The sequence below is a fragment of the Endozoicomonas sp. G2_2 genome, from assembly GCF_017744135.1.
GTDB lineage: Bacteria > Pseudomonadota > Gammaproteobacteria > Nevskiales > Salinisphaeraceae > Salinisphaera.
On the sequence record NZ_JAGHQU010000007.1, the window covers coordinates 55860 to 81305 of the forward strand.

The window sequence follows — 25446 nt, forward strand, 5'->3', positions numbered from 1 at the left end:
TTCACGCGTGCGCCGGCGAGGCGTACGTGCACGACAACTCAAATGGCGCTACTTCTTCTCTACCTGTTTCTCGCCCTCGGCGTGTCCTTTCTCTGCTCGGTGTTGGAAGCCGTGCTGCTTTCGATCACGCCGTCTTATATCGCGCTCATGCAGAAGCAGGGCGGGCGCGTGGGTGCGCGTATCGACCGGCTTAAGGCCGATATCGACAGGCCGCTGTCCGCGCTGCTGAGCCTGAACACCATTGCCCACACGATCGGCGCGGCCGGTGTCGGTGCGCAGTCGCAGGCGGTATTCGGCAACGGCTATCTCACCGCCACTTCGGTGGTGCTCACGCTGCTGATTCTCGTGCTCTCCGAGATCATCCCCAAGACCCTGGGCGCGACGTACTGGAAACAGCTCGCGCCAAGCGCGGCGCTGGTACTGCAGTGGATGACGACAGCGATGTATCCGCTGGTCGCGTTGTCGATGGTGATCACCAACCTGCTCACGCCCAAACATTCGGGGCCGACCTTTTCGCGCGACGAATTTCAGGCCATGGCGGACCAGGGCGAAGCCGATGGCGTCTTCGATATCGAGGAATCGCGTATTCTGCGCAACCTGCTGCATTTTCAGTCGCTGCGTGTGAAAGACGTGCTCACCCCGCGCGTTGTGATGATGGCGTTCACGCAGGACCAGACCGTGACCCGGGTCTTCGAAACACTGGGCACGCGGCGCATTTCGCGTCTGCCGGTGTTTTCCGAGGATCACACCGAAATCACCGGCTTCGTGCTGCTGTCGGACGTGCTCAGCGAAATCGCGCGCGACCGCCACGGCACACTGCTGTCGGCGATCCAGCGTGATGTGCTCGTGGTGCCCGAATCGCTGTCGCTCTACGGCCTGTTCCGCAACCTGCTCGAACGTCAGCAGCAGCTTTCCGTGGTGGTCGACGAGTACGGCGGTATCGTCGGCGTGGCGACGATGGAAGACATCGTCGAAACCATGCTCGGCATGGAAATCATGGACGAGGGCGACAAGGTCGAGGACATGCGTGTGATGGCCCGCGAGCAATGGGAGCGCCGCGCGCGCAAGCTGGGCCTCATCGATGAAGACCTCGACGAGGACGCGGCCAAGGCGCGTCGCGAAGCGGCATCGAGCCACGAATCATCGGCGGGTTCGGCCGTCTAGTCGAATTTCGCGGCTACAACCCCATCTGGCGCACAGCCAGATCGCGCATGATCTCCTCGGCGCCGCCGCCGATGGCGTTGACGCGCACCTCGCGATAGATGCGTTCGACCTTGGCGCCGCGCAGGTAGCCGGCGCCGCCGAAGATCTGCACGCCTTCGCGGGCGCAGAATTCCATGGTCTGCGTGGCCTGGTTCTTGAGCAGGCAGACGTCGGCGATCGGATTGCCGCCGTTATCGATCTGCCAGGCGACCTGTTCCAGATAGGCCTGGGTGGCGCGGATGCGCTGGGCCATGTCGGCGAGCTTGTGGCGTATGGCCTGGTGGCCGATCAGGGGCGTGCCGAAGGTATGGCGTTCGCGAGCGTAGGCGGTGGCCTCGTCGAGACAGACCTGGGCGAAGCCGTTGCAGCCGGCGGCCAGCCACAGCCGTTCGCTGTTGAAATTGTCCATGATCAGGCGAAAGCCTTCGTTCTCGACGCCGAGCAGGTTGGCGGCGGGCACGCGGCAGTCGTCGAAGTAGAGCGTGGCGGTATCCGAACACCACCAGCCCATCTTGCGATCCAGCGGCGTGCGCGAGAAGCCGGGCGTGTCCGTGGGCACGAGCAGCAGCGATACGCCGGCGCGGCCCGGCCCGCCGGTACGCACGGCGACGGTTACATAGTCCGCGCGCATGCCGGAGGTGATGAAGGTCTTCGAGCCGTTGAGGATGTATTCGTCGCCGTCGCGCACGGCAGTGGTCTTCAGATTGGCCACGTCGGAGCCGCCGCCGGGTTCGGTAATGGCCAGCGCGCTGATCTTTTCGCCGGCGAGGATGGCGGGCAAAACGGCTTGTTTGAGCGCGTTCGAGCCGCCCTTGACGATAGGCGGGGCGCCGATCGTATGGCTGAGCAGGCTGGCGGAAAGGCCACCCGCGCCGGCGCGGGCCAGTTCCTGGGCGCCGATGATGATGAAGAAACGATCGGCCTCGATGCCGCCGTATGCGTCCGGAAAGCCCAGGCCGAGCAGGCCGATCTCGGCGGCCCGCTTGTAGAATTCGCGCGGGAAGGTGCCGGCTTCGTCCCATGCGTCGACGTGGGGCGCGATCTCGTCGGCGACCCAGTGGCGCAGCGTGTCGCGATAGAGCGCGTGGGCTTCGGTGTAGGCGGGATGGGTTTCGTGCATGGCGCGACCTCGTTTTCGTTTTTCTCGCGAATTCGTCGACTTTTGGGAGACAGGATCGTGCGCAAATGAATGCGAATCAGCGCAAATAATAGGGACGCACCATCGGCGCGTGAGTGCGCGCCGGTGCCTGTCGACCGCCCGCGACACCAGACCTTGCCTTCCCGGTATTTGCGGCCTTTGCGTTGATTTGCGCACTGCTAGGAATGAACGCCGGTTTGAACCGGGCAAGACGGATCGTCAATGGGTTCTTCAAGTCCGGTGCGGCCGACGCCTTGTTTGCGGACATAGGGCGACGGATAGGGTCTATTCGTCGCGCAGCAGGCGCGGTGTTTCGGCCAGGTGGAAGCCGTTGTAGGCCGGCGCCTTGTCGTGATCGGCCATCGGCCAGTTGGCGCGTGCGTTGGGCACTGCGCCATCGACCCGAATACAGCTGCCCGAGATGAACCCGGCGGCTTCCGAGAGCAGAAACACGATCGCGGCGGAGACTTCGGACTCCGTGCCCCAGCGCTTGAGCGGCACGAACTGCGGCAACGCGCGCAGCATCGGCTTGATCTCGTCGGGGTAGGTATCCATGCCGGACGAGGCGATCCAGCCCGGTGCGACCGCGTTCACGCGCACGCCCGCGTACTGCCATTCGACGGCCGCGGTTTCGGTCAGGCTGAGCATGCCGGCCCGCGCCGCGCCGGAGTGGCCCATGCCCGGCATGGAGCACCACATGTCGGCGATGATGTTCACGACCGAGCCGCCGTTGTGCTCCATCCATTGGGTGAAGCATTCGCGCGCCATGAGGAAGCCGCCGGTGAGGTTGTTGCGCACCACTGTGTCGAAGCCTTTCTGTGAGATCTGCTTGAGCGGCGCATGAAACTGGCCGCCGGCGTTGTTCACCAGGCCGTCGATACGCCCGTGTTCGGCCAGCACCGCCGCGACGGTCGCGGCCACGGCCTGTTCATCGCGAATATCGCAACCGTGCGTGCTTGCCGCCGGGCCGCCGGCCTCGGCGATTTCCTCTGCCACGCGAGCGAGCTTGGATTCGGTCCGGCCGATCAGCGCCACCCGCGCGCCGAGCGCGGCCAGCTCGTGGGCGGTGCAGCGGCCGATCCCGCTGCCGCCGCCGGTGACGATGACATGGCGGTTGGCGAACAGATCGGAACGGAAGACAGAGGAATAGCTCACGGTTTCTCCTTCGCGCAGTCGCCGGCAGCGATACGGCGATCATTCGTTTTGTGGTGCCGGCCGCCAGGCGGTCGGGTAATGCTGACATCAGTCGATGGCATCATTTCAGTAATCGCGAATACATGCACGGCCCTGGATCGCGGCCCGGCACGCGAACACCTCGGTTTGTGGCATCTTGACGGCCTTCGAATGCCCACCGATCACATGTCATGAGCGATGCTTTCACGGCCCTGCATATCGCGATACTCACGGTATCCGACACGCGTACCGAAGCCGACGACAAGTCGGGCCGGGTGCTCGTGGATCGCTTGGAAGCCGCCGGCCATGTGCTGCACGAAAAAACGATCTGCGCCGACGACGTGCACGAGATTCGCGCCCGCGTGGCCCGCTGGATCGCCGACGACAGGCCCGATGTCGTCATAACCACCGGCGGCACGGGCCTGACCGGCCGGGACGTCACCCCGCAGGCCGTCGAGGTGCTCTTCGATCGGCGTATCGACGGCTTCGGCGAGATGTTTCGCATGCTGTCCTACGAATCGATCGGCACGTCGACGCTGCAGTCGCGCGCGTTGGCCGGGGTCTCGAAGGCAACGTTCGTGTTCTGCCTGCCCGGCTCCTCGGGGGCCTGTGCGGACGGTTGGGACAAGCTCATCGCCGCGCAGATCGACGCGCGCACGCGCCCCTGCAACCTTCACGAACTTTTGCCGCGCCTGACCGAGCGCTAGCGCCAGCCGGGGGCCGGCGGCGGCGGGTCGCCTGCGCGATTTCGGTGCCTGTTTTCGGTCGTGCTTGAGAAAGTAATCGTATTCGACTGAAGGTTAAGTCAAATCCCGAGACTGCATTATGTATTTTTTGTAGTATGGCGGCGTAGCGTGGGGCTACACACCGTTCAGGGGAGCATCATGAATAAATCTAATGCATGGCGCGCACGCGTGATGACGGCCGTCGTCGCCAGTGCTGCCGTCTACGTGCCGACCACCGCGATCGCCCAGACCAGCAATGACGAACTTGCCGATCTGGTCCGGCGCCAGGCCGCCCAGATCGAACGTCTCGAAAGCCGTATTCAGGCGCTCGAGACCGACGGGGCCGCGGCTTCGGGCAGCGCCGGCATGGCACCGGAATCCAGCGGCGCGGCAGCCGACAGCAGCCGCAGCGTCGTCGACAGTCGCCAGCAGCCGCAATCCGGGCCGGGCGCGACCGGCGCACAGACTGCGGCCGGCTCGATGGCGAGCATGCAAAAGCAGATCGACACGCTGAAGCAGAACAGCGTCCAGGTCGACTGGAAAAGCGGCTCGCCGAAATTCTCCAGCCGCGACGGCGAGTTTACCTTCCAGCCGCTCGGTCGTCTGCAGTACGACTATTCCACGACCGACGGGTCGCGTTTTGCGGATCGCGAGATCGACGGCAGCGAGTTCCGGCGACTGCGTATCGGCTTTCAGGGTCAGCTCATGGAGCCGATTCTCTACAAGGTCGAGTTCGACTTTGCCGAGGAGAACGTCGGCGTACGCGATGCCTACATCGCTACCAAGAAAGACTTCGCGCTCGGCCAGGGCGTGGTCTATGTGGGTAACAAGTTCGCCGATCGCAGCCTCGAGGGGGCGACTTCGTCGAAGTACATCTGGTTTCTCGAGCGCAACCCGGTCGCCAACGCGATCATCCCGGAATCCGGTTACTACAACCTCGGTGTGACCAGTGCGTTCTACGGCAAGAACAACTGGCATCTGTCGGCGGGTGTGAGCAAGGGCCAGCTGGGCGACGACAACAACGAGTCGGACAACACCACGCTGATCTCGCGCGCCCATTTCAACCCGATCGCGACCGACAACGCCATGATGCACGTCGGCGCCTGGGGCTTCTACGAGGACTTCGCGCGCGACAACATCGACTCGCTGACCGATAGCGAACGCTTCGCCTCGCACTTCAACGACAACGTCCGCGTCTACTCCGACACCATCGACGAGCCGGAAACCAGCACCGGCTATGGCGTCGAACTCGCCGGCCTGGCCGGTCCGGTCGCGGCCGGCGCCGAATACGGTCGGCGCACCATCGATACCCGGGCCGGCGACGACACCGACTACGATGCCTACTCGGCCCAGATCGGCTACTCGCTGACCGGCGAACAGTTCGGTTACTCGACCAAGAACGGCACCTGGAGCGCGCCGGATATCGCCAACCCCGTCACCGACGGCGGCTGGGGTGCCTGGCAGGTCATGGCCCGCTACGACGCGCTGGACTACGACAACAACGCCACCTTCGCCGGCGGCACCGGCCATGGCACCACGTTGGGCGTGAGCTGGTATCTCAACAACTACACCCGCTTCATGCTCAACTGGATCAACTGGAACACCAACAACCGCGTGCCGATCGCGGGTGATCCGACCGATCGCGAGTTCACCGGCTCGGATGATGGCAACACCATCAGCGCCCGTGCCCAGGTGATCTTCTAGGCTCGCCGGATCGAGCCACGAAAAAGCCCCCGCCGGCATGCCGGTCGGGGGCTTTTTCTTGTCTGCGCCGGCTGGCCGGCGCAGTGATCGCGGTTGGATCAGCCCTTGTTGTAGGCCTCGATCGACTTGGTGATCTCGGCCTTGGCTTTTTCGACGCCTTCCCAGCCGGTGATCTTGACCCACTTGCCTTTCTCTTCGTCCTTGTAGTGTTCGAAGAAGTGGTGGATCTTGTTCTTCAGCCGATCGTCGATGTCGTCGAGGTCCTGCACGTCCTTGTAGTAGTCGGTGCTGATCTTGTCGGTGGGTACGCACAGGATCTTGGCGTCCAGGCCGGACTCGTCCTCGGTGCCCAGCACCGCCACCGGGCGGCACTTGATCACCGCACCCGGCACGATCGGCTCGGGGGTGAGCACCAGCACGTCGACCGGGTCGCCGTCGTCATACAGGGTCTTCGGTACGAAGCCGTAGTTGGCCGGATAGTGCATGGCCACGTTCATGAAGCGGTCGACCATCAGGCAGTTGGTGTCCTTGTCGACCTCGTACTTCACCGAGCTCGAGCCTTCCACGATCTCGATGATGACGTTGATTTCATCGGGCGGATTCTTGCCCGGGGTGAGTGCTTCATAACCCATTGCGAAACCCCTGTAATGGTGAGTTGAGCTTAAATCGAGGGCCGCCAGTGTAACCGAACAGGCACGACGCCCGCGTCCGTGCCTGGCAGCGTCGGTCGCTAGACCTCGAAACCGTCCGCCAGTTTCTTTTCCACGGCCACGTTCTTCAGGCGTGCGTACTGCGGCAGGCCGTCGGCATAGGGCGGATAGGATTCGCCCGCAATCAGCGGCTTGAGATAGCGGCGTGCGGCATCGGTGATATGGAAGCCGTCCTCGCTGATGAACTCGCGCGGCATCATCTTCTCGACGTTGGCGACCTCGTCCAGCGGTGCTTCGCCGATCGACCATTCATAGGGTTCGTCGGATTCGCGCACGATCGAGACCATGATCCCGGACTTGCCGGCTACCGCATATTCCACCGCCGCCCGGCCGACCGCATAGGCCTGCTCGACATCGGTCTGGGACGCGATATGCCGTGCGGCGCGCATGAGATAGTCGGCGATCGCGTAGTGATACTTGTAGCCGAGCTTGTTCTTGATCAGCTCGGCCAGCGTCGGTGCCATGCCGCCGAGCTGCTTGTGGCCAAAGGCATCGGTGCTGCCCGCATCGGACAGGAACTCGCCGTCGGCGTTACGCACGCCTTCAGAGGAGACGATCGTGCAGTAGCCGTGGCGTTTGACGGTCTCGTCGACCTTGGCGAGGAATTTCTCCTCGTCGAAGGCGATTTCCGGGAACAGCAGCACGTGCGGATCCTGGCCCTCAGCCTCGCTGGCCAGCCCGCCGGCGGCAGCCGTCCAGCCGGCATGCCGGCCCATGACTTCGAGGATGAAGACCTTGGTCGAGGTCTTGCACATGCTGGCCAGGTCGAAGCCGGCCTCGCGGATGGACACGGCCGTGTACTTGGCCACGCTGCCGAAGCCCGGCGAGCAGTCGGTATGCGGCAGGTCGTTGTCCATGGTCTTGGGCACATGGATCGCCTGGATCGGATAGCCCATCTTCTCCGACAGCTGGCTGATCTTCAGGCAGGTGTCGGCCGAGTCGCCGCCGCCGTTGTAGAAGAAGTAGCCGATGTTGTGCGCCTTGAAGACCTCGATCAGGCGCTCGTACTGTTCGCGGTTGTCCTCCAGGCCCTTGAGCTTGTAGCGGGCGCTGCCGAAGGCCCCGGCCGGCGTGTGCTTGAGCGCGGCGATGGCGCCTGCGGACTCGGCCGATGTGTCGATCAGGTCTTCGGTGAGTGCCCCGACGATGCCATCCCGCCCTGCGTAGACCTTGCCGATCTTGTCGCCGTGCTCGCGCGCGGCTTCGATCACGCCGGCGGCCGACGCGTTGATGACGGCGGTTACGCCGCCGCTCTGGGCATAAAAGGCATTCTTCACGGTCATGGGTTCATCCTGGGCTGATCAGATGGACGCAAAGGATACGTTAGACGGACGGGTCTCGAAAATTGACTTGCCTTATGGGAATCATTAACGTCGAGCGTTCGCTTGCGCGCGCCCGGTGGCGGCCTGCGCGCATCGATGCCGAATATCCCGATTTCAATAACGTCATTAGCCGTTCGCGGAGAGATCATGCTGAAAATCGTGCTGCTGGGTGCGCCCGGCTCGGGCAAGGGAACGCAGAGTGAGAAGCTGGTGGCCGAATTCGGCGTACCGCAGATTTCGACTGGCGACCTGCTGCGCAGCGCGGTGGCCAATCAGACCGAACTCGGCCAGAAGGCCAAGGCCGCGATGGATGCCGGTGAACTGGTGTCCGACGATATCGTGGTCGGCATGATTCGCGAGCGTCTCAAGCAGGACGATACCGAGAACGGGTTCATTCTCGACGGCTTCCCGCGCAGCCTCGATCAGGCCAAGGCGCTCGACGGTCTGCTCGACGACATGAATCGCCCGCTGCAGGGCGTGGTGCATATCAAGGTCGATAACGAGGAGATCGTGCAGCGCCTGATGGCGCGCGGTCGCTCGGACGACAACGAAGAGACCATCCGCAATCGTCTCAAGGTCTATCAGGAACAGACCCAGCCGCTGGTGAAATTCTACGAGGACAAGGGGCTGTTGACGGCAGTGGCCGGCGTCGGCGAGATCGACGACATCTATGCCCGAATCAAGGCCGCGCTGCCGGCGGGCTAAGCGCAGTCAGGGCGCCGACGCGGCGCCGCACGCGTCAGTTGTCCGATACGCCGAAGCCGTCCGCGGCTTCGGCGTTTTTTATGGCTTCGAGCACGGCCGTGCCCGCAACCTCGGCGCGCCAGCCCGAAAGCAGGCGAACGTCGCGCTCGCCGTCGACCATGGCGGCGATTTCCTTGCGGCTGGCCAGCGCGGAGGCGGCGATGCCGGTGTCTTCTGCGCAGCGATTGAGCGTATCCATGCCGGCCTTGATACGCCGTTTCTCCGCGTTGCTCGGCGGTTCCGGTTGGGGTGCCAATGGTGTCGGCGTGTGCGCGGCAGCTGCCTGTACACAGGCGAGCAGGGCGTCGCCATGCCGGCTCGCCGTCTTGCCGGGTAGCGCGCGGATCGCGGTCAGGCCGTCGACATCCTGCGGGCGGCGTCGAGCGATCTCCATCACAGCATCGTCGGGCAGAATCCAGCGGCGTGGGCGATCGGCGGCCATGGCTTCGCGTTCGCGCCAGTCGGTGATCGCGCCGAGTGCCTGCTGCTGGGCGGCGCCGAGCTTGTGCCAGCTCTTGATGCGTCGCCAGGCCTGGGCCGTGTCCACTTCGAAACGCGCCGGCTCGACCATGCGTTCGAAATCCGCGGCGAGCCAGTCCTCGCGTGCCTGTTCGACGAGCTTTTCGCCGATCATGTGGTAGGCCAGCGCGAGATACCGCACGTCGTCCGCCGCGTAGTCGAGCGCGCCCGCGGGCAGGGGGCGTTTGCTCCAGTCGGTGCGTGTATGGGTCTTGGCCAGGTCGACGTCGAGCAGCGCCTTGATCAGGCGGGCGTAGCCCATCTGGTCGTCGAGGCCGATCAGCGGTGCGGCGACCTGGGTATCGAACAGGGGCGCCGGCAGCGTGCCGAAGCGCTGATAGAGCACCTCGAGATCCTGTTCGGCGGAATGAAACACCTTGAGTACCGCCGGATCGCCGAGCAGATCGGCCAGCGGGGTCAGATCGTCGATGACGAGTACGTCGACGAGCCCGACTTCCTCGGCGTCCGCGATCTGGACCAGGCACAGCTTCGGGTAATAGGTGGATTCACGCAGAAACTCCGTATCGACGACGATCCAGTCGCGCGCACGCATGCGCTCGCAGAAGGTGGCCAGGGTCGCGGCGTCGGTGATCGTGGCGACGTGCTCGGGCGGCTTCGGTATCATGCCGTCTGCTCTAATAAGCTTCGCTTTCATAAGGATGCGTCGTCCATGGTTTTTGCGCGCCGGGTGATCGAACTGATGCTGCTGCGTCTCGGCCCCCAGGATATGCCCGGGGATTCGACGACGCTGTTCGGCAGTGCTGCAGCCTATTGTATCCTGCTGTTTCTGCAGGTCGGGCTGATCATGCCTGCCGGGCCCGCGGTACTGCAGGCCGTGCTCGCCACCGGGCTGCTCGCCCTCTACGTGCGCACCCTGTTGCGTATCCGCAAGTTGCCCAATCGCTACAACCAGACCGCGATTGCCCTGTTCGCCTCCGGCGCAGTGTTGACGCTGATCATGCTGGCGCCGACCCATGTGATGGCGCCGTATCTCAACGCGATTGCCGAAGCGAGCGACCCGCAGAGCGTCCCCATGCCGCCCAGCTTCGTGACCCTGGCCTATGTCGCGCTCGGGATCTGGGGGCTGGCGATCTACAGCCATGTCTATCGCAACGCCCTGGACGGCAGTTTGTGGCTCGGCGTGGGGGCCGCAATGGCCTTCGAAGTGCTGCTTCTGGTCGTTTTCTCGGTGCTGGGCTGATGCACGTCCATATTCTGGGAATCGGCGGCACGTTCATGGCCGGGGTGGCGCTGTTGGCGCGGGCTGCCGGGCATACCGTGACCGGTTCCGACGCCGGTCTGTATCCGCCCATGAGTACACAGCTGGCCGATGCCGGCATCGATGTCATGGACGGCTACGACGCCGCACATCTCAAGCCGGCGCCGGATCAGGTGATCATCGGCAACGCGATGACGCGCGGTAATCCGGCCGTCGAATACGCCCTCGACGCCGGTCTGCGCTATGTCTCCGGTCCGCAGTGGCTGGCCGAGAACGTGCTCGACGGCCGCTGGGTACTGGCCGTCGCGGGCACGCACGGCAAGACGACCACCTCGAGCATGCTCGCCCACGTGCTGCAGTATGCGGGCATGGCGCCGGGCTATCTGATCGGCGGGATCGCCGCCGATCTCGGTCAGTCAGCCGCGATGGGCCAGAGCGACTTCTTCGTCGTCGAGGCCGATGAATACGACACCGCCTTCTTCGACAAGCGCTCGAAGTTCGTGCACTACCGTCCGCGTACGTTGATTCTCAACAATCTCGAGTTCGACCACGCCGATATATTCGACGATCTCGAGGCGATCAAGCGCCAGTTCCATCATCTGGTTCGTACCGTGCCGGCCGCCGGGCAGATCGTGCACAACGGCGCCGACGCGGAACTCGACGACGTGCTCGCTCGCGGCTGCTGGACGCCGACCGTGGCGTTCGACGGCGCGAGTGCCCAGGGCTGGCATGCCGAGCCGCTCGCGGTCGACGGCACGCGTCTGGCGATTCGTCACCAAGGCGAGCGCGTGGGTGAACTCGAGTGGGCCCTGACCGGCGAACACAACGCCGCCAATGCGCTGGCCACGATCGCCGCCGCTCGCCATGTTGGCGTGACGCCGACTGTGGCGATCGAGGCGCTGTCGGTATTTCGCGGTGTCAAACGGCGCATGGAACTGCGCGGAACACCCAACGACATCCGGCTTTTCGACGATTTCGCCCATCACCCCACCGCCATTCGCACCACGCTCGCCGGCCTGCGTGCGGGCCACCACGGCGGTCGCATCCTCGCCGTGTTCGAGCCGCGCTCGAACACCATGCGCCGCGGCGTGCATGCGAAAACGCTCGCCGCGAGCTTTGCCGATGCGGATCACGTGTTCGTCTATGACGCGGATCTTGACTGGGACGCAGCGGCGGTATTCGAGAACCTGGGCGAAGGCCTGACACGCCGCTCGGATCTCGAGGAACTGGTCGCCGATGTCGCCGCCGCGGCAAAGCCAGGTGACACCGTTGTGGTGATGAGTAACGGCGGGTTCGGCGGCATCCACGGCAAGCTGCTCGCCGCGCTGGCACAGCAGACATAAAAAAACCGCCGAAGCGGTTTTTTTATTCTCCCCAGGGAGCGGGAGAGTTTCGCCAAGGCCGAGCCGGACCACGTCGAGGCACGAGGGGGGACCGGGAGACGCCGGCCCGACCCAAGCGAAAGTATTGGCCGGAGCCACGATGACTCCGAGCCGTTGTAAATTTCGCTTTGGCCGGACCGAACCACGTCGAGGCACGAGGGGGGACCGGGAGACGCCGGCCCGACCAAGCGAAAACTGGGCCGCTCATCCAGTGAATGAGCGTTTTTTTTAATTTCGCCAAAGCTGGGCCGAACCACGTCGAGGCACGAGGGGGGGACCGGGAGACGCCGGCCCGACCAGGCGAAAACTTGTGTGCAGCAACGGCTGCGAAAAAACTCCTATTCCTTGTCGCTGTCCTGCGACGCCTTCATGTCTTCTATGTAGGCCTGAAACTCTTCTTTCGTGACCTTGCCGTCGCCGTCCGAATCCATGTCGTCGAACGTGGCTTCCCATGGCGTGCCCATGACTTCTTCGGGCGAAAGCGCGCCATCGGCGTCTGCATCCATCGTGGCCCAGGAAGCAGCGGCGGTCTCTGCGGCGAACGCCTGGCTTGTCGACAGTGCGGTTCCGAAGGGAATCGCGAATGCCATGCCGGCGACCACTGCGTAACGTCTTTTCATGAATCGACTGCAATTCGTTTCATATCTGAGTGGGGCTAGAGCAACCCCCGTGCCAGAATATAAAATCCTTTTTATTACAGTGTCTTAGGTGACGCCTGCGCCTCCCGGGAAAGGGTGTGGGCCACAGGGTGCCGAAATACGGCAAAAATGCGTTGCCGTCAGGCGACGAATCCGGGGTATATCACGCAAGACGCTGAAATATATAAATAAAAAATGTCGCCGATTGGCGACATAAAAGCGAGGGCGCCGTCTTGTCGGTGTCGCCAAACGGCAACGCGGCGGGGCGTCAGTGCTTGTAGTCGGCGGGGTCGATCTCGTGCCGGTTGAGCAGCTTGTAGAACTCGGTTCGGTTGCGCTTGGCCAGGCGTGCGCTGCGGGCGACGTTGCCTTCCGATATGCGCAGCAGCTGAATCAGGTAGTCACGCACGAAAGCATCGCGTGCCTCGGCCAGCGGTTGCAGCGTCGGGGTCTTGGTGCCCGGCCGGTCGCCGTGGCCCGCCAGTGCCTTGTCGACCGCCTGCGGAGAAATGACGTGTCCCCGCGTGAGCGCGACGTTCTGCTCGACCACGTTGGACAGCTGGCGGATATTGCCGGGCCAGTGATGCTGGCACAGCCGTTCCATGGCATCCGGCGAATAGACGCGTGCCCTGCGGCTGCTGCGCCGTGCGATGCCGTCCAGAAAATGACGTGCCAGCGGGGCGATGTCTTCCGGGCGTTCGCGCAGGCTGGGCAGGGCGAGCGTGACCACGGCGAGGCGGTAATACAGATCCTCGCGAAACTGTTGTGCGTCGATGGCCTGCGAGAGGTTGCGATGGGTGGCCGATATGACCCGCACGTTCACCGGCAGCGAGCGTTGCGAACCCACGGGCCGGACTTCGCGTTCCTGAAGCACACGCAGCAGTTTCACCTGCAGTGCGAGTGGCATGTCGCCGATTTCGTCGAGAAATACGGTACCGCCCTCGGCGCTGCGAAACAGGCCCTGTTGCGCCTGCTTGGCATCGGTGAACGCACCTTTCTCGTGGCCGAACAGCTCGGATTCGAGCAGCTGCTCGGGCATGGCGCCGCAGTTGATGGCCACGAATGCATGGCCTGCGCGCGGGCTCGCGTCGTGTAGTGCGCGGGCCAGCACTTCCTTGCCGGTGCCGGACTCGCCGGTGATCAGCACGCTGGTTTCGGTCTCCGCCACCAGCCGCGCTTCTTCGAGCAGGCGGTGCATGAGCGGCGAACGGGTGACGATGCGCGAGCGCCAGACTTCGCGCCAGTCGCCTCCGGCCACGCCGGCCTGTTCGAGAGCCTGATCCACCCGTGCGAGCAACACGTCCTTGTCGACCGGCTTGGAGAGAAAATCCAGCGCGCCACGCTGCGTGGCGGTGACCGCTTCGGGAATCGTGCCGTGGGCGGTAAGCAGGATCACGGGCAGGGTAGGACGCTCGTGGCTCAGTCGTTGCAGCAGGTCGATGCCGTCCATGCCGTCCATGCGCAGATCGGTGATCACGCATTCCGCGTCGTAGCTGTCCAGCGCGCGCAGCGCCGCCGCACCGCTCTCGGCCGACTCGACCTCGTGGCCGGCGCCCTCCAGGCGCAGGGCGAGCAATCGTCTGAGGCTCGGGTCATCATCGACGAGCAGAATCTTGCCTTGGCGCGCCATGGCGGTCAGGAGCCGGATTCGCTGAGCCGATCCTCGATATCCGCCAGCTCGCGCAGTTTGCGATGGGCTTCGTCGAGCTCTCTCTCGAGTGCGCGCACGCGTTCGGTTTCGCCGCCGGCCGGGCGGGCCGCGCGTTGCGTGGCCGACGGTGTGTCGCGGCGGGCGATCTGCGGCGTCGCAGGCGTATCGGGATGGCGCGTGAGCTCGGTATACAGACGCGCGAACTCACTCAGATACTGGCGCGCTGCCGGGCTCCACTGCGCGTCGTCGGCGTCGAGCGCGCGCTGCGCATAGCGTGCGGCTTCGTCCGGCGTGTAGCGGCGCTGGCCCGGGGTGCCAAAAGCCAGGGCCAGGCGGGCATAGCTCAATGCGCCCGGTGAGGCGCTGGCCTGCGCACGGGCCTGGCCGACTGCCTCGGCGCGGGCCTCCGGCGTGGCGTCGTCCAGGCGTGCGGCGTACTCGAGCAGGTCGAGCACCGGATCGCGCGCCGGCGTGATCGAGGCCGCGGGCGAGGACTCGATCCGGTCGGCCTGAGCGGCCTTCGCGTGCCGGGGCGAGTTCGCGCAGCCCGCAGCGATCGTGCCCGCGAGCGCGACGGCCAGGGCCAGGCTCAGGCGTGTCGGGTGATCAAAGCGCATGACGATCCGGTATCTCGACGCTGAATTGCGCGCCGCCGCCCGGCGCGTCGTCGACGTCGATACGGCCGCCGTGGGCCTGGACGCATTCGCGCACCACCGACAACCCAATGCCCGTGCCGCGCAGCGCGCCCTGGGCGCTCGCCTGGGTGGTGGCGCTCTGGTAGAAGGCGTCGAATATCGCTGCGCGCTCGGCCACGGGCACGCCGGGGCCCTGGTCGCAGACACGCACGAGCGTGGCCTGCGCCAGGCGCCCGGCTTCGAGCGCGACGGTGGAACCCGCCGGCGCGAACTTCACCGCGTTCGCGAGCAGATTGTCGATGATCAGATGCATACGGTCCCGGTCGGCCGTGACGTGTATCGGCTGGCCCGGCGTCGTGACGTCGAGCTTCTTCCCCTCGATCGTGAGCCGCTGCCGGGCCACGATCGCCTCGAAAAGCGCGTTCAGATCGAAGCGCTCATATTCGAGTTTAGCGTGTTGTTGCTGCCAGGCTGCAAAGTCGAGCAGGTTGTCGATGAGCTTGGCCAGCTCGAGGCTGTTCTGCTGCAGTATTTCCGCGACATCCGCCTGTGCGCTCGTGAGTTCCCCGACCGTGCCATCGCGCAACAGTTCCGCGCCCTCGCGGATGCTCGCCAGCGGCGTCTTGAGCTCGTGCGACATGTGGCGGATGAACTGCTGCTTTTCGTTTTCCAGGGTCGCCAGGCGCCGGCGCATCCAGTCGAGGCGCGCCCCGAGCGCGTCGAGTTCGGCGGTTGGCGCGAACACCCGGATCTGCTGCGAGAAGTCGCCATCGCCCAGCCGGGTGACCGCGCCCGAGATCTGGCGCAACGGGCGCGATATGACGGCCACGAAGAAGGCGGTCAGCGCCAGTACGCCCGGAATGAGCGCGAAAACGCACAGCAGCAGAAAGGTGCGCGCGTCGGCGGCGGTGGCCTGCAGGCGGGCGAGTTCGCGGTCGATGAACAGGTTGCCCTGGTCGGTGATCAGATCGGTTTCGCGCTGCATCTTGCCGATCTCGCCGATCAGCCCGCCGACCTCTCCCGGCTGCGCCGACGCAAGCTGCCGGGACAGCGTGCGCGCCTCACGGCGCAGGGCGTCGAGGTTCCAGTCGGGCAGCGTGTCGAGCTGCAGCCCGCCGAGCGCATCGAGCATCGCGTCGAACTCCCGGGTCTGGCGTTCGAAGCGGTCGATCAGCTCCTCGCTTTCGAGCACGCCGTACTGACGGGCGCTGCGTTCCATGCCGATCAGCAGGGTGCTCAGCCGCTTGCTGTAGCGGGTGACCTCCACGCCCTGCAGCACGAGGCGTTCGCTCTGGTCGGTAAGCCGATCCACGTACAGCACGCCGAACACGATGGCCACGATCAACGGCAGCGCGACCAGGCCGAAGCTGGTCAGCAGCAGGCCCGTGATCGAGCGGGGCCGGATGAACAGCCCGCGGCGTGGATTTTGAGCGCGGCCGGCGTCGGGGCCAGCGACAGCAGGTCGTGACATGGCGCCTAGCATACCGTGACCGCTGCCATACGTTGCGTGTGCCAAGCCCGCGGCGCTAGTGTTCGCGCCATACTTTCTCGTCAAAGAGACGCCTGCATGGCCAAGCGCCAGGATATCGAAACCACATCGGCCGCCGACGATCGCAGTCTGCCCGAGCTGGACTGGCTCAAGGATCGCGCCGGCGAACTGCTGGCGCAGGCGAAATCGGGCGGTGCGGACGAGGCCGAAGTTGCGCTATCGGCCTCGCGCGCGCTGTCCGTGAGCGCGCGGGCCCGCCAGCGCGAGTCGATCGAACACGAAGGCGATCGCAACGCCAGCATTACGGTGTATTGCGACAAGCGTAGCGGCAGCGCCTCGACCACCGATCTCACGCCCGACGGGCTGCAGGCCGCGCTCACACAGGCACTCACGGTCGCTCGTTTTACCGAGGCCGATGCCTTTGCCGGGCTTGCCGACGCCGAGCAGATGGCCGATGGCTGGCCCGATCTGTCGCTGTTTCATCCCTGGGGGCTGAGCGCGAATGGCGCGCTCGAGATGGCGCTCGCTCTGGAGGCGGCTGCGCTCGACCACGATCCGCGCATTGTCCAGACCGAAGGTGCGACGGTGGCCAGTCAGGACGGCGTGAGCGTGTACGGCAATAGCCACGGCTTCATCGCCGGCGAGCGTGCCAGTCGGCAGGCGATCAGCTGTCAGCCGCTGGCCAGTGCCGGCAGCGGTATGCAGCGCGAGATCGCTTTCTCGCAGGCACGCCATGCCGATGACCTCGAGGATGTCGCCGCCATCGGCCGCCTCGGCGCCGAGCGGGCGCTGGCCCGACTGGGGGCGAAAACGCCGCCGACCACCACCGCGCCGGTGCTGTTCACGCCGCGCGTGGCGCGGAGCCTCTGGAGTCACCTGATCGGTGCGATCAGCGGCGGCACGCTCTATCGCAACGCCAGTTTCCTCAAGGATCGGATCGACGAGACGATCGCCGTCGACCGGCTCACGCTCACCCAGCATCCCCACCGTCCACGCGGGCTGGCCAGTGCCGGTTTCGACGGCGACGGTGTAGCCACCGCCGAGCGCACGCTTGTCGAGGCCGGCGTGCTGCGCGGTTATCTGCTTTCGGCGTATACCGCCCGCCGCCTGGGTCTGACGAGTACCGGCAATGCGGGCGGCGTATTCAATCTCGACGTCGCACCGGGCGTCGACGATTTCGATGCGCTGGTGGCCGGCATGGGTCGCGGTCTGGTGGTGACCGAACTGATGGGCCAGGGCGTGAATCTGGTCAACGGCGACTATTCCCGCGGTGCGGCAGGTTTCTGGGTCGAGAACGGCGAGATCGCTTACCCGGTCGAGAACGCCACGATCGCCGGCAATCTTGCCGATATGTATCGCAATATCGAGGCGTTTGGCAGTGATGTGGAACGCGGTAGCGCGCTGCGTACGCCGTCGGTTCTGGTGGGGGCGATGACGATTGCGGGTAGTTAATGTTTAGCGCTTGAGGCTTGCCTTGCGCCAGTGGATTTGAGTCGTTGATTCAAGAGGCTTTCGGTACTGGCTACGCGTTTTGCGCACTCGCGAGTTTGTCGTTTCTTTTGTTTCGCACTGCTGTGCGACTCACTTTCTTTTGCTTGTCCAAAAGAAAGTAAGCAAAGGAAAAGGACACCCGGGCACAGCGCCGGCGCAAAGCGCCGGTTCACTCCGACACGCAGCGGCGACGGGATGCGTACAGAACTCGGATCGCTTTGGCGATCCTCAGACATGCTGTACGCACCGGCGCAGTGCGCCGGACACCCGTCGCCACTCCGTGTCTCCGTCGCCGTGCAACGGGCTGGAATACAGAAACAAAGCGCGCGGCAAGAGTCGCCTTTGCCGTGTTAGCCGAAATCCAACACGCGACTTGGTTCTCGTTGGATTCGGCGGATGCGCAGGCGGACGTGAAGGAACGCGACCTTGAGCGAGCGACAGCGAGCTTGTCTGTATTGGGTCCCCTTGGGCGCAGCGCCGAGCAGTGGAGGCCGAAAGAGAAAAAGACAGACGGATGTCTGAGTCGCGCGCAGCGCGGCGAGTTTCCGGCTGTCCTCTTTCGGCCGGAGCCGCGCAGGGCATCGGCGCGAAGCGCCGACGCAAGACAGGGCGTCTTTTGTTTTGGCTACTTTTATTTGGGCGAGCAAATAAAAGTGGCTCGCACAGCAGTGCGAAACCCCAAGCCAAAACTCATCCGCGCCGTTGATTCACAACCCACGATTCTAAACCGCCATTGACCCCTCGTCGGCTGAAGTCGAGCGTGGCTTATTGTTTTCTGCACAAAAGCGCGATACATCGAGCCGGCCCGGCCTCGTCCGTTCACTCAAATGGCATCGCTCGGTGAGCGGCGACATCAAGGCGAATAGGTCGCGCCCTCGCCATCAGCGCAGCAGAAAGAGTGTCCCGAGTCCGAGGAAAGCCCCGAACCCGATGACGTCGGTAATGGTCGTCAGCACCACCGAGCCGGCGAGCGCCGGATCGATTCCCATCTTCTTCATCGCCAGTGGGATTGCCACGCCCGCGATGGCGGCGCCGATCTGATTGACCACGAGTGCGGCGGCGATGATCACGCCCAGGGTCGGGTTGCCGAACCAGACCTGCGCCACCACGCCGACCACGACCCCCCAGAGCACGCCGTTGATGACGGCCACCGCCAGTTCCTTGATCAACAGCGTCTTGGCGTTGCCGAAACCGATCTGGCCGAGCGACAGGCCGCGAATCATCAGGGTGAGCGTTTGCGAACCGCCGATGCCGCCCATGCTCGCCACGATGGGCATCAGCACGGCGAGGGCAACCACCTGGGACAGTGTGGCCTCGAACAGGCCGACGACCTGTGCCGCCAGAAAGGCGGTGAGCAGATTCGCGCCCAGCCAGGTTGCACGGCGGCGCGCGCTACGCGCGATGGGCGCGAACACGTCTTCCTCCTCGTCGAGACCGGCCATGCTCATGATCGAGTGCTCGGCTTCGTCGCGGATCACGTCCACCACGTCGTCGATGGTGATACGCCCGACGAGCTTTTCGTTCTCGTCGACGACCGGCGCCGAGATCAGGTCGAGGTCCTGAAAGCGCTTGGCGACCTGGGCCGCGGCCATGTCCACGGGCAGCGCCTCGAGGTCGGTGTTCATGACCTCGGATACGTCGCGCTCGGGGTCGAGCGTGACCAGCTTGGCCAGCGAGAGCATGCCCAGATACCGCCCGTAGCGCGAAACCACGAACAGCGATTCGGTATCGTCGGGCAGCGTGCCGCGTTGTTGCAGATATCGGCTGACCACGTCGAGCGACACGTCCGGACGCACCGTGATCGTGTCGTTGTTCATCAGGCCGCCGGCGGAATCCGACGGATAGGACAGCACGGCCTCGAGACGTTCGCGGTTGTCGACGTCCATCGAGTGCAGCACTTCGCGCGTGACCTGCTCGGGCAGATCCTCGATGAGATCGGCGAGGTCGTCGATCGGCATGCCCTCGGTGGCGGCCAGCAGGACTTCGTCGTCGAGGGCGTCGATCAGCTCGGCACGCACTTCGTCGTTGACGTGCAGCAGCGTCTCGCCGTGATCGTCCTCGGGGACCAGACGCCAGACGAGCTCTCGCTTGGTCCGCGGGATCGATTCGAGAAGCAGGCCGATCTCGGCCGGATGCAGCGAATGCAGCAGCGGCTTGAGCCGGCGCATGCGCCCGGATTCCAGCGCCTCGTTGAGATGCGCGAGCCGCGATTCCATCTGATCTTCAGTGGTCTTGGCGTCGCTCATGGGGGCGCGGTATCCAGGCAGGGAGGTGGCCTCTAGAAAATAGCAGAAAAATCCGGATTTTCCTGCGTTTTCTTAACGAATTGTCAGCCGCCGAGCTGCTCGCTCAAGGTCTCGAGCGCGTCGCGATAGGCATGCGAGTCGGTCAGCGCGAGAATCTCGCGCGTACGCGTTTTCAGCGCGGCGACGTCGGCACCCATGATCGCGCGCTTGACCTCGAGCACGCTGGCCGGATGCATGGAGAACTCGGTCAGCCCGAGGCCGAGCAGCAGCGCGGTGTAGCGCTTGTCGGAGGCCATTTCGCCGCACATGGATACGCTGATGCCGGCGGCCTCGCCGGCTTCGATGGTCATGCGAATGAGCTGCAGCACCGCCGGGTGCAGCGGATCGTAGAGATAGTTGATCTCGTCGTCGATACGATCCATCGCGAGCGTGTACTGAATGAGGTCGTTGGTGCCCAGCGAGAAGAAATCGCAGTACTGCGCGAGCAGCGGTGCGGCCAGCGCGGCCGCGGGGACTTCGATCATCGCGCCCACCGGCAGGTTGGCGTCGAAATCCAGGCCGTCGCGGCGCAGCTCGTCCTTGAGCTCGCTGATCAGGTGGCGCGTCTGGCGCATTTCCTGGATGTTGGAGACCATCGGCAGCATCACCCGCAGGTCGCCCTCGGCCGACGCCCGCAGCAGCGCGCGCAGCTGGGTACGGAACAGGTCCGTCTCCTTGAGACAGAGACGGATGGCGCGCAGGCCCAGCGCGGGGTTGCTGGACGTCTTGCCGGTATCGCGGCCGATCGTCTTGTCGGCGCCGAGGTCGAGTGTGCGGATGGTGACCGGCCCGTCGACGGAACGCAGCACGCGGCGATAGGCCGCAAGCTGCTCTTCCTCGCCCGGCGTCTCGTCGCGATTCATGTACAGGAATTCGGTGCGGTACAGGCCGACGCCCTCGGCGCCGACCTCGGCCGCGTCCGCGCTGTCGTCGGGCAATTCGACGTTGGCCAGCATACGAATGCGAACGCCGTCGGTGGACAGCGCCGCCTCGTCCTTGAGCATGCCGAGCATGCGCCGATAGCGGGCGTCTCGTTTCTGGCGATGACGATAGAACTCGAGCGCCGCGGCGTCCGGGCCGGCCAGTACATGGCCGGCCTCGCCGTCGACGACGACGGTCTCGTCGTCGAGCAACATGCGGCGTGCGTTGTGCATGCCCACGATGGCCGGTATGCGCAGGCTGCGCGCCAGAATCGCGGAGTGCGACAAGGGGCCGCCGTGCTCGGTCACGAACGCGGCGACGCCCTGTTGATGCAGCAGGATGATGTCGGCAGGCGTGAGTTCGTCGGCGACGATGACCGGGGGCGGCGCATCGTCGGCCTCGCTGGTCTCGATGGTGCGCTCCTGCTTGAGCAGGATACGCTGGATGCGCGCGGTCACGTGGGCGACATCGTCGCGGCGCGTGCGCAGATAGCTGTCGTCCATCTGGTCGAACACCGCGGTGAGGTGCTCGGCCTGCATCTTCAGCGCCCATTCGGCGTTGCACTGGTGCTTGCGAATCAGTGACGCCACCGTGTCGGTGAGCGCGCTGTCCTGCATCATCAGCAGATGGGTTTCGATGAACGCACCGATCTCGGACGGTGCGTTGGCCGGGATCTGTTCACGAATATCGGCCAGCTGGGCGCGCGCGTCCGTGAGCGCGTTCCCGAAACGCTCGACTTCGGGCTCGATGTTGTCGGGCGCGATCGAATACTCGGGGATATCCAGATCGGTACCGTGCACGCGATGCACGGCGCCGATCGCGACCCCGCGCGAGACACCGATTGCCGCCAGCCAGAGACTCATGTCGGCGCGCGGCGATTGCGGGCGAACAACACCATTACTGACCTTCGCCGAAGCGGTCGCGCACCAGCTCCTCGAGCGCGTCGAGCGCGGCTTCGGCATCGGCGCCCTCGGCGCTGACGTCGATACGCGAGCCGCGCGCGGCGGCGAGCATCATCACGCCCATGATCGATTTGCCCGATACCTCGCGGCCGTCCTTGGCGACCCGGATGTCGGCCTCGTACTGCGAGGCGACGGTCACGAACTTGCTGGCGGCACGGGCGTGCAGGCCGAGCTTGTTGACGATGGCGAATTCGCGGGTGGGCATAACGTGGATCGTATCGGTTGAGAAGAGAAAGAAGTGCCGGGTGTCGTGCTAGCGCTGCGCCTGCGGGCAGGCCATCACGCCGGCGCGGCCGGCCTCGATGGCGGAATCCGCCAGGTCGTCGAGGGCGAGCTGCGGGTAATTGTAGACGCGCACGAGCATCGACAGATTGATGCCGGCAACCACTCGCGCGGCGTTGCTGCTGGCGGCGCGGGTGGCGATGTTGCTCGGCGTCGAGCCGAAGGCATCGGTGATGATCAGCACGCCGTCGCCGTCGTCGAGGCGTTCCAGCGCGGCGGCCGCGGCCTCGCTGCGCTCGTCCGGGTCATCGTGGCGGTGCACTTCGAGCACCTCCGTGGGCCGTGACAGATCACCGATCATGCCGGTGACCGTCTCGACGAAATGCGAGCCCAGTTTGCCGTGGGTGATCAGCAGTACGCCGATCATGACCGGACTCCCGTGGGCCGCGCCCGAGCGCGTGCTTCAGTGCAGTTCATTGTGTCGTACCAGCGTCTGGGCATAGGTCTCGCGCAGTCGGCGGGCCAGCTGTTCGATGATATAGACCGAGCGGTGCTTGCCGCCGGTGCAGCCGACGGCAATCGTGACATAAGCGCGGTTTTCGCGCGCGAAGGCGGGCAGCCAGCGTGCGAGAAAACCGTGGATGTCGTCGAGCATGGCGCCGGTTTCCGGCTGTGCCTCGAGATGCTCGGCGACCGGCGCATCGAGGCCGGTCAGCTCGCGCAGTTCGGCGATCCAGTGCGGATTGGGCAGGCAGCGCACATCGAAGATGAAGTCCACCGCCTGGGGCAGGCCGTACTTGAAGCCGAACGACTGCAACAGGATTGACAGCTCGCCGGTGGTGCCGCCTTCGACCCGGTTGCGGATGATGTCGCGCAACTGATGGATATTGGTCTGGCTGGTGTCGATGGAGACATCGGCGGTATCCGCGATCGGCTCCAGCAGCTTGCGGTCGGCGTCCACGGCGTCGATGAGCGAGGTGTCGGCATCGGTGAGCGGATGCTTGCGGCGGGTCTCGGAATAGCGCCGCAGGATGGTTTCCTTGTCGGCGTGCAGGTAGATCACCTCGATATCGATGCCGCCGTCGCGCAGGGCCTGGATCCGGTCGGGAAAACCCGCGATCTCGCCGCGCCGCGAGCGGGCGTCGATTCCCACTGCCAGCCGGTCGAAGTCCAGGCCCTGGCGGTGCAGCGTATCGGCAGACACCTCGCTTAGCAGGCCCAGCGGCAGGTTATCGATACAGTAGTAATTCAGGTCCTCGAGCATGTGCAGCGCGACCGACTTGCCGGAACCGGCCAGCCCGCTGACGACGATCAGGCGCATGACTCACCCTTGCGATGGAAGATGCCCGACGGGCGACGATGCCCGTATTGTGGCGAAGCATTCGACTGCACGCGAGCGCGGCCCTGCGAGACAGCGCCGGCGCGCGTGGTGAACAGCGCGCCGGATGCCGGACTCATGGCGTGTCCGACGGGGTGTCGGGTTCGCCGGGGCCCATGGCCAGGCGCTGGCGCTCGGCGAACTGCTCGTCGCTGAATTGCCCTTGCATGCGCAGCAGATGGTCACGACAGGCGGCTTCGACCAGTACGGACAGGTTGTGTCCCACGGCCACCGGCAACGTGATTTCCGGGATTTCCACATCCAGCAGCGTGCGTACCGTACGGGTGCCGGTCAGCCGGTCCGGGACGTGGGCGACGCCGGATTCCGGCCGTACCAGGCGGATGATCAGCCCGAGCTGCTTGCGGCGCTTGATGGCCGCCTCGCCGAACATCGCGCGGATGTTGAGGATGCCCAGGCCACGCACCTCGAGAAAATCCTGCAGCACCGGCGGGCAGCCGCCGTTGAGATCGTCGGGGCCGAGCAGGGCGAATTCGGGCGCGTCGTCGGCCACCAGCCGGTGGCCGCGGTTGATGAGTTCCAGCGCCAGCTCGCTCTTGCCGACCCCGGAGTCGCCGGTAAGCAGCAGGCCGATGGACAGCACTTCGAGAAAGACGCCGTGGACGGTGATCTGGCGTGCCAACGCCTCGCCGAGGAAATGACGCAGCCGGTAGGCCGCCCGGTGGGCGCTGGCGGCGGTTTCGAAGATCGCGATGCCCGCCGTGTCGAACGCTTCGCGTACCGGTGCGATGAGCGAGCGCCCATCGGCGACGACGACCAGCTTGGTCGCACCCGAGGTCACGCGGTCGAGCACGTGGCGAAGCTGGTCGGTATCAACGCTGTCCAGGTAGCCGGTTTCGGGTTCGCCGATCACCTGGACCTGCGGCGGATGGATGAAGTTGAGATAGCCCACCATCGGCACCCGGCGGCCCGACACGCGGGTCGGGCCCAGGGTCGCGCTGCCGCCAGCGGTGGGGGCCGGCCATTGCAGCCCGAGCGAGGATTTCAGACGCGCAAACACGTCCTCGACCGCGACCCGGCGTGTGGCCAGGTCTTCGTCGAAGAGATCGTCGCCGGACAAGGTCACGCCGCGGCTGGCGTTCAGGCGTCGCCGGTGTCGCGTGCGACCAGAGTCTTGTGCAGGGTCTCGTCGTCTGCGGCGTCGCGCAGTTCGGCGAGCGCCTGACCTTCGGAAAAGATCTCGGCCAGCTTGCGCAGCAGGTTGAGATGCTCTTCCGTGGATTTTTCCGGGACCAGCAGGCCGAACACGAGATCGACCGGCTGTTCGTCGTTGGATTCGAAATTGACGGGCTGAGGCAGGCGCATGAAGGCACCGATGCAGTCATCGATGCCTTTCATGCGCGCATGTGGAATGGCCACCCCGTCGCCGATGCCGGTGCTGCCGAGTTTTTCGCGGGAAATCAATCCGTTGAATATTTCGCTGGCGGTCAGATACGGGGTGCCCTGGGTCAGTATCTCGGCCAGCTGCTCGAGCGCGCGTTTCTTGCTCTGGACGTCGTCGGCTAGACGTACACGTTCCGGAGCGACGATATCGGCGATGTTCATAAACTTCCTTCTAGACGATGCAGTAAAGCGTTCAACCGGCGTCGAGGTTGACGTGCCGCGCCTGCCGGTTGTGGTGATCCTTTTCCTTTTCCTTGTGCTTGAGCGTCTGCCGATCAAGCTTGTCGACCATGCAGTCGATCGCGGCGTACATGTCCTCCTTGGTGGACTCCGCGTGCAGCGTTGCGCCGCGCACCTGCATGGTGACTTCGGCCTTGTGGCGAACCTTTTCGACTTCGAGCACGACCTCGGCATCGATCACGTGATCGAAATGACGCTCGACGCGTTCCATCTTTGAAGCCACATAGTTGTGCAGGGCTTCGGTCATGTCGATGTGATGCCCGGAGATGTTCAGGTTCATCGTGTACTCCTTGT

General features: G+C 64.8%; 25 protein-coding genes. 7 read left to right on the forward strand and 18 right to left on the reverse strand.

The window, feature by feature from the left end; all coding sequences use genetic code 11:
• The first annotated feature begins 42 nt into the window (after nucleotides 1-42).
• Nucleotides 43-1164, forward strand: coding sequence for a CNNM domain-containing protein (locus J7355_RS09955; RefSeq protein WP_209062200.1), 1122 nt, complete (start codon nucleotides 43-45; stop codon nucleotides 1162-1164).
• Nucleotides 1165-1177: 13 nt separating this feature from the next.
• On the opposite strand, the gene J7355_RS09960 is transcribed toward J7355_RS09955, so the two are convergent.
• Entirely contained in the window at nucleotides 1178-2323 is a 1146-nt protein-coding gene (locus J7355_RS09960) for an acyl-CoA dehydrogenase family protein (RefSeq protein ID WP_209062202.1), read from the reverse strand.
• A gap of 303 nt (nucleotides 2324-2626) precedes the next feature.
• Nucleotides 2627-3496: an SDR family oxidoreductase gene (locus J7355_RS09965; RefSeq protein ID WP_209062204.1), complete on the reverse strand. Its 870-nt coding sequence runs from the start codon at nucleotides 3494-3496 to the stop codon at nucleotides 2627-2629.
• A 209-nt stretch (nucleotides 3497-3705) separates the two neighbouring features.
• On the opposite strand from J7355_RS09965, the gene moaB reads away from it, so the two are divergent.
• Complete coding sequence (gene moaB / locus J7355_RS09970; protein ID WP_209062206.1) at nucleotides 3706-4221, forward strand: molybdenum cofactor biosynthesis protein B; 516 nt, start codon at nucleotides 3706-3708, stop codon at nucleotides 4219-4221.
• Nucleotides 4222-4398: 177 nt separating this feature from the next.
• A complete protein-coding gene (locus J7355_RS09975) occupies nucleotides 4399-5943 on the forward strand; it encodes a porin (protein ID WP_209062208.1) in 1545 nt (514 codons plus the stop codon).
• A gap of 98 nt (nucleotides 5944-6041) precedes the next feature.
• Here J7355_RS09975 and ppa read toward each other — a convergent pair whose 3' ends face one another.
• On the reverse strand, nucleotides 6042-6575 hold the full coding sequence (ppa, locus tag J7355_RS09980) for an inorganic diphosphatase (RefSeq protein ID WP_209062210.1): 534 nt from the start codon (nucleotides 6573-6575) through the stop codon (nucleotides 6042-6044).
• Nucleotides 6576-6673: 98 nt separating this feature from the next.
• Nucleotides 6674-7936, reverse strand: a complete 1263-nt coding sequence (locus tag J7355_RS09985; RefSeq protein ID WP_209062212.1) for a 6-phosphofructokinase — start codon at nucleotides 7934-7936, stop codon at nucleotides 6674-6676.
• A 189-nt stretch (nucleotides 7937-8125) separates the two neighbouring features.
• Here J7355_RS09985 and J7355_RS09990 point away from each other — a divergent pair, with 189 nt between their 5' ends.
• Nucleotides 8126-8680 (forward strand): adenylate kinase, encoded by a 555-nt coding sequence (locus tag J7355_RS09990; RefSeq protein ID WP_209062517.1) that lies wholly within the window; start codon nucleotides 8126-8128, stop codon nucleotides 8678-8680.
• Between the two features lie 34 nt (nucleotides 8681-8714).
• Here J7355_RS09990 and rnd read toward each other — a convergent pair whose 3' ends face one another.
• The gene (rnd, locus tag J7355_RS09995) at nucleotides 8715-9863 is read right to left on the reverse strand and encodes a ribonuclease D (protein WP_209062214.1); all 1149 of its coding nucleotides are present in this window, start codon (nucleotides 9861-9863) and stop codon (nucleotides 8715-8717) included.
• 45 nt (nucleotides 9864-9908) lie between these two features.
• On the opposite strand from rnd, the gene J7355_RS10000 reads away from it, so the two are divergent.
• Together J7355_RS10000 and mpl are read left to right on the forward strand one after the other, a co-directional pair.
• Entirely contained in the window at nucleotides 9909-10439 is a 531-nt protein-coding gene (locus J7355_RS10000) for a hypothetical protein (RefSeq protein WP_209062216.1), read from the forward strand.
• A complete protein-coding gene (mpl, locus tag J7355_RS10005; protein ID WP_209062218.1) occupies nucleotides 10439-11800 on the forward strand; it encodes a UDP-N-acetylmuramate:L-alanyl-gamma-D-glutamyl-meso-diaminopimelate ligase in 1362 nt (453 codons plus the stop codon). Before J7355_RS10000 ends, mpl begins: the two co-directional genes overlap by 1 nt.
• Before the next feature lie 377 nt (nucleotides 11801-12177).
• On the opposite strand, the gene J7355_RS10010 is transcribed toward mpl, so the two are convergent.
• The 4 genes from J7355_RS10010 to J7355_RS10025 form a co-directional block, all read right to left on the reverse strand.
• Nucleotides 12178-12459: a hypothetical protein gene (locus J7355_RS10010; RefSeq protein ID WP_209062220.1), complete on the reverse strand. Its 282-nt coding sequence runs from the start codon at nucleotides 12457-12459 to the stop codon at nucleotides 12178-12180.
• A 286-nt stretch (nucleotides 12460-12745) separates the two neighbouring features.
• Nucleotides 12746-14107 carry a sigma 54-interacting transcriptional regulator gene (locus J7355_RS10015; RefSeq protein ID WP_209062222.1) on the reverse strand — a complete coding sequence of 454 codons (1362 nt, stop codon included), beginning with the start codon at nucleotides 14105-14107 and terminating at the stop codon, nucleotides 12746-12748.
• A gap of 5 nt (nucleotides 14108-14112) precedes the next feature.
• Complete coding sequence (locus J7355_RS10020) at nucleotides 14113-14745, reverse strand: hypothetical protein (RefSeq protein WP_209062224.1); 633 nt, start codon at nucleotides 14743-14745, stop codon at nucleotides 14113-14115.
• Nucleotides 14735-16234, reverse strand: coding sequence for a HAMP domain-containing sensor histidine kinase (locus J7355_RS10025; RefSeq protein ID WP_209062226.1), 1500 nt, complete (start codon nucleotides 16232-16234; stop codon nucleotides 14735-14737). Before J7355_RS10025 ends, J7355_RS10020 begins: the two co-directional genes overlap by 11 nt.
• A gap of 96 nt (nucleotides 16235-16330) precedes the next feature.
• Between J7355_RS10025 and pmbA the strand changes: the two genes are divergently transcribed.
• Nucleotides 16331-17704, forward strand: a complete 1374-nt coding sequence (gene pmbA / locus J7355_RS10030; RefSeq protein WP_209062227.1) for a metalloprotease PmbA — start codon at nucleotides 16331-16333, stop codon at nucleotides 17702-17704.
• Between the two features lie 920 nt (nucleotides 17705-18624).
• On the opposite strand, the gene mgtE is transcribed toward pmbA, so the two are convergent.
• The 9 genes from mgtE to raiA all read right to left on the reverse strand — a co-directional run bounded on the left by mgtE (nucleotide 18625) and on the right by raiA (nucleotide 25432).
• Complete coding sequence (gene mgtE / locus J7355_RS10035; RefSeq protein ID WP_209062229.1) at nucleotides 18625-19989, reverse strand: magnesium transporter; 1365 nt, start codon at nucleotides 19987-19989, stop codon at nucleotides 18625-18627.
• Nucleotides 19990-20072: 83 nt separating this feature from the next.
• A complete protein-coding gene (gene ptsP, locus J7355_RS10040; RefSeq protein ID WP_209062231.1) occupies nucleotides 20073-21812 on the reverse strand; it encodes a phosphoenolpyruvate--protein phosphotransferase in 1740 nt (579 codons plus the stop codon).
• 34 nt (nucleotides 21813-21846) lie between these two features.
• Nucleotides 21847-22116, reverse strand: coding sequence for an HPr family phosphocarrier protein (locus J7355_RS10045; protein WP_209062233.1), 270 nt, complete (start codon nucleotides 22114-22116; stop codon nucleotides 21847-21849).
• Nucleotides 22117-22164: 48 nt separating this feature from the next.
• Nucleotides 22165-22560 (reverse strand): hypothetical protein, encoded by a 396-nt coding sequence (locus J7355_RS10050; protein WP_209062235.1) that lies wholly within the window; start codon nucleotides 22558-22560, stop codon nucleotides 22165-22167.
• 36 nt (nucleotides 22561-22596) lie between these two features.
• On the reverse strand, nucleotides 22597-23454 hold the full coding sequence (gene rapZ / locus J7355_RS10055) for an RNase adapter RapZ (protein WP_209062236.1): 858 nt from the start codon (nucleotides 23452-23454) through the stop codon (nucleotides 22597-22599).
• Complete coding sequence (locus tag J7355_RS10060; protein ID WP_209062238.1) at nucleotides 23445-23591, reverse strand: hypothetical protein; 147 nt, start codon at nucleotides 23589-23591, stop codon at nucleotides 23445-23447. The genes rapZ and J7355_RS10060 overlap by 10 nt, the downstream gene beginning before the upstream one ends.
• Nucleotides 23588-24595, reverse strand: a complete 1008-nt coding sequence (gene hprK / locus J7355_RS10065; RefSeq protein ID WP_209062240.1) for an HPr(Ser) kinase/phosphatase — start codon at nucleotides 24593-24595, stop codon at nucleotides 23588-23590. Before hprK ends, J7355_RS10060 begins: the two co-directional genes overlap by 4 nt.
• A gap of 14 nt (nucleotides 24596-24609) precedes the next feature.
• On the reverse strand, nucleotides 24610-25074 hold the full coding sequence (locus tag J7355_RS10070; protein ID WP_209062242.1) for a PTS sugar transporter subunit IIA: 465 nt from the start codon (nucleotides 25072-25074) through the stop codon (nucleotides 24610-24612).
• 31 nt (nucleotides 25075-25105) lie between these two features.
• Nucleotides 25106-25432 carry a ribosome-associated translation inhibitor RaiA gene (raiA, locus tag J7355_RS10075; protein WP_209062243.1) on the reverse strand — a complete coding sequence of 109 codons (327 nt, stop codon included), beginning with the start codon at nucleotides 25430-25432 and terminating at the stop codon, nucleotides 25106-25108.
• Between the last annotated feature and the right edge of the window lie 14 nt (nucleotides 25433-25446).

Coding starts and splice junctions, on each gene's coding strand:
- mgtE (WP_209062229.1), bottom strand. CDS start 19,989: ATGAGCGACGCCAAGACCACTGAAGATCAGATGGAATCGCGGCTCGCG.
- J7355_RS09960 (WP_209062202.1), bottom strand. CDS start 2,323: ATGCACGAAACCCATCCCGCCTACACCGAAGCCCACGCGCTCTATCGC.
- J7355_RS10060 (WP_209062238.1), bottom strand. CDS start 23,591: ATGAGTCCGGCATCCGGCGCGCTGTTCACCACGCGCGCCGGCGCTGTC.
- rnd (WP_209062214.1), bottom strand. CDS start 9,863: ATGATACCGAAGCCGCCCGAGCACGTCGCCACGATCACCGACGCCGCG.
- J7355_RS10020 (WP_209062224.1), bottom strand. CDS start 14,745: ATGCGCTTTGATCACCCGACACGCCTGAGCCTGGCCCTGGCCGTCGCG.
- J7355_RS10070 (WP_209062242.1), bottom strand. CDS start 25,074: ATGAACATCGCCGATATCGTCGCTCCGGAACGTGTACGTCTAGCCGAC.
- J7355_RS10025 (WP_209062226.1), bottom strand. CDS start 16,234: ATGTCACGACCTGCTGTCGCTGGCCCCGACGCCGGCCGCGCTCAAAAT.
- J7355_RS10050 (WP_209062235.1), bottom strand. CDS start 22,560: ATGATCGGCGTACTGCTGATCACCCACGGCAAACTGGGCTCGCATTTC.
- ptsP (WP_209062231.1), bottom strand. CDS start 21,812: ATGAGTCTCTGGCTGGCGGCAATCGGTGTCTCGCGCGGGGTCGCGATC.
- J7355_RS10045 (WP_209062233.1), bottom strand. CDS start 22,116: ATGCCCACCCGCGAATTCGCCATCGTCAACAAGCTCGGCCTGCACGCC.
- J7355_RS09955 (WP_209062200.1), top strand. CDS start 43: ATGGCGCTACTTCTTCTCTACCTGTTTCTCGCCCTCGGCGTGTCCTTT.
- rapZ (WP_209062236.1), bottom strand. CDS start 23,454: ATGCGCCTGATCGTCGTCAGCGGGCTGGCCGGTTCCGGCAAGTCGGTC.
- raiA (WP_209062243.1), bottom strand. CDS start 25,432: ATGAACCTGAACATCTCCGGGCATCACATCGACATGACCGAAGCCCTG.
- pmbA (WP_209062227.1), top strand. CDS start 16,331: ATGGCCAAGCGCCAGGATATCGAAACCACATCGGCCGCCGACGATCGC.
- J7355_RS10010 (WP_209062220.1), bottom strand. CDS start 12,459: ATGAAAAGACGTTACGCAGTGGTCGCCGGCATGGCATTCGCGATTCCC.
- J7355_RS09975 (WP_209062208.1), top strand. CDS start 4,399: ATGAATAAATCTAATGCATGGCGCGCACGCGTGATGACGGCCGTCGTC.
- moaB (WP_209062206.1), top strand. CDS start 3,706: ATGAGCGATGCTTTCACGGCCCTGCATATCGCGATACTCACGGTATCC.
- mpl (WP_209062218.1), top strand. CDS start 10,439: ATGCACGTCCATATTCTGGGAATCGGCGGCACGTTCATGGCCGGGGTG.
- J7355_RS10015 (WP_209062222.1), bottom strand. CDS start 14,107: ATGGCGCGCCAAGGCAAGATTCTGCTCGTCGATGATGACCCGAGCCTC.
- J7355_RS09985 (WP_209062212.1), bottom strand. CDS start 7,936: ATGACCGTGAAGAATGCCTTTTATGCCCAGAGCGGCGGCGTAACCGCC.
- J7355_RS10000 (WP_209062216.1), top strand. CDS start 9,909: ATGGTTTTTGCGCGCCGGGTGATCGAACTGATGCTGCTGCGTCTCGGC.
- ppa (WP_209062210.1), bottom strand. CDS start 6,575: ATGGGTTATGAAGCACTCACCCCGGGCAAGAATCCGCCCGATGAAATC.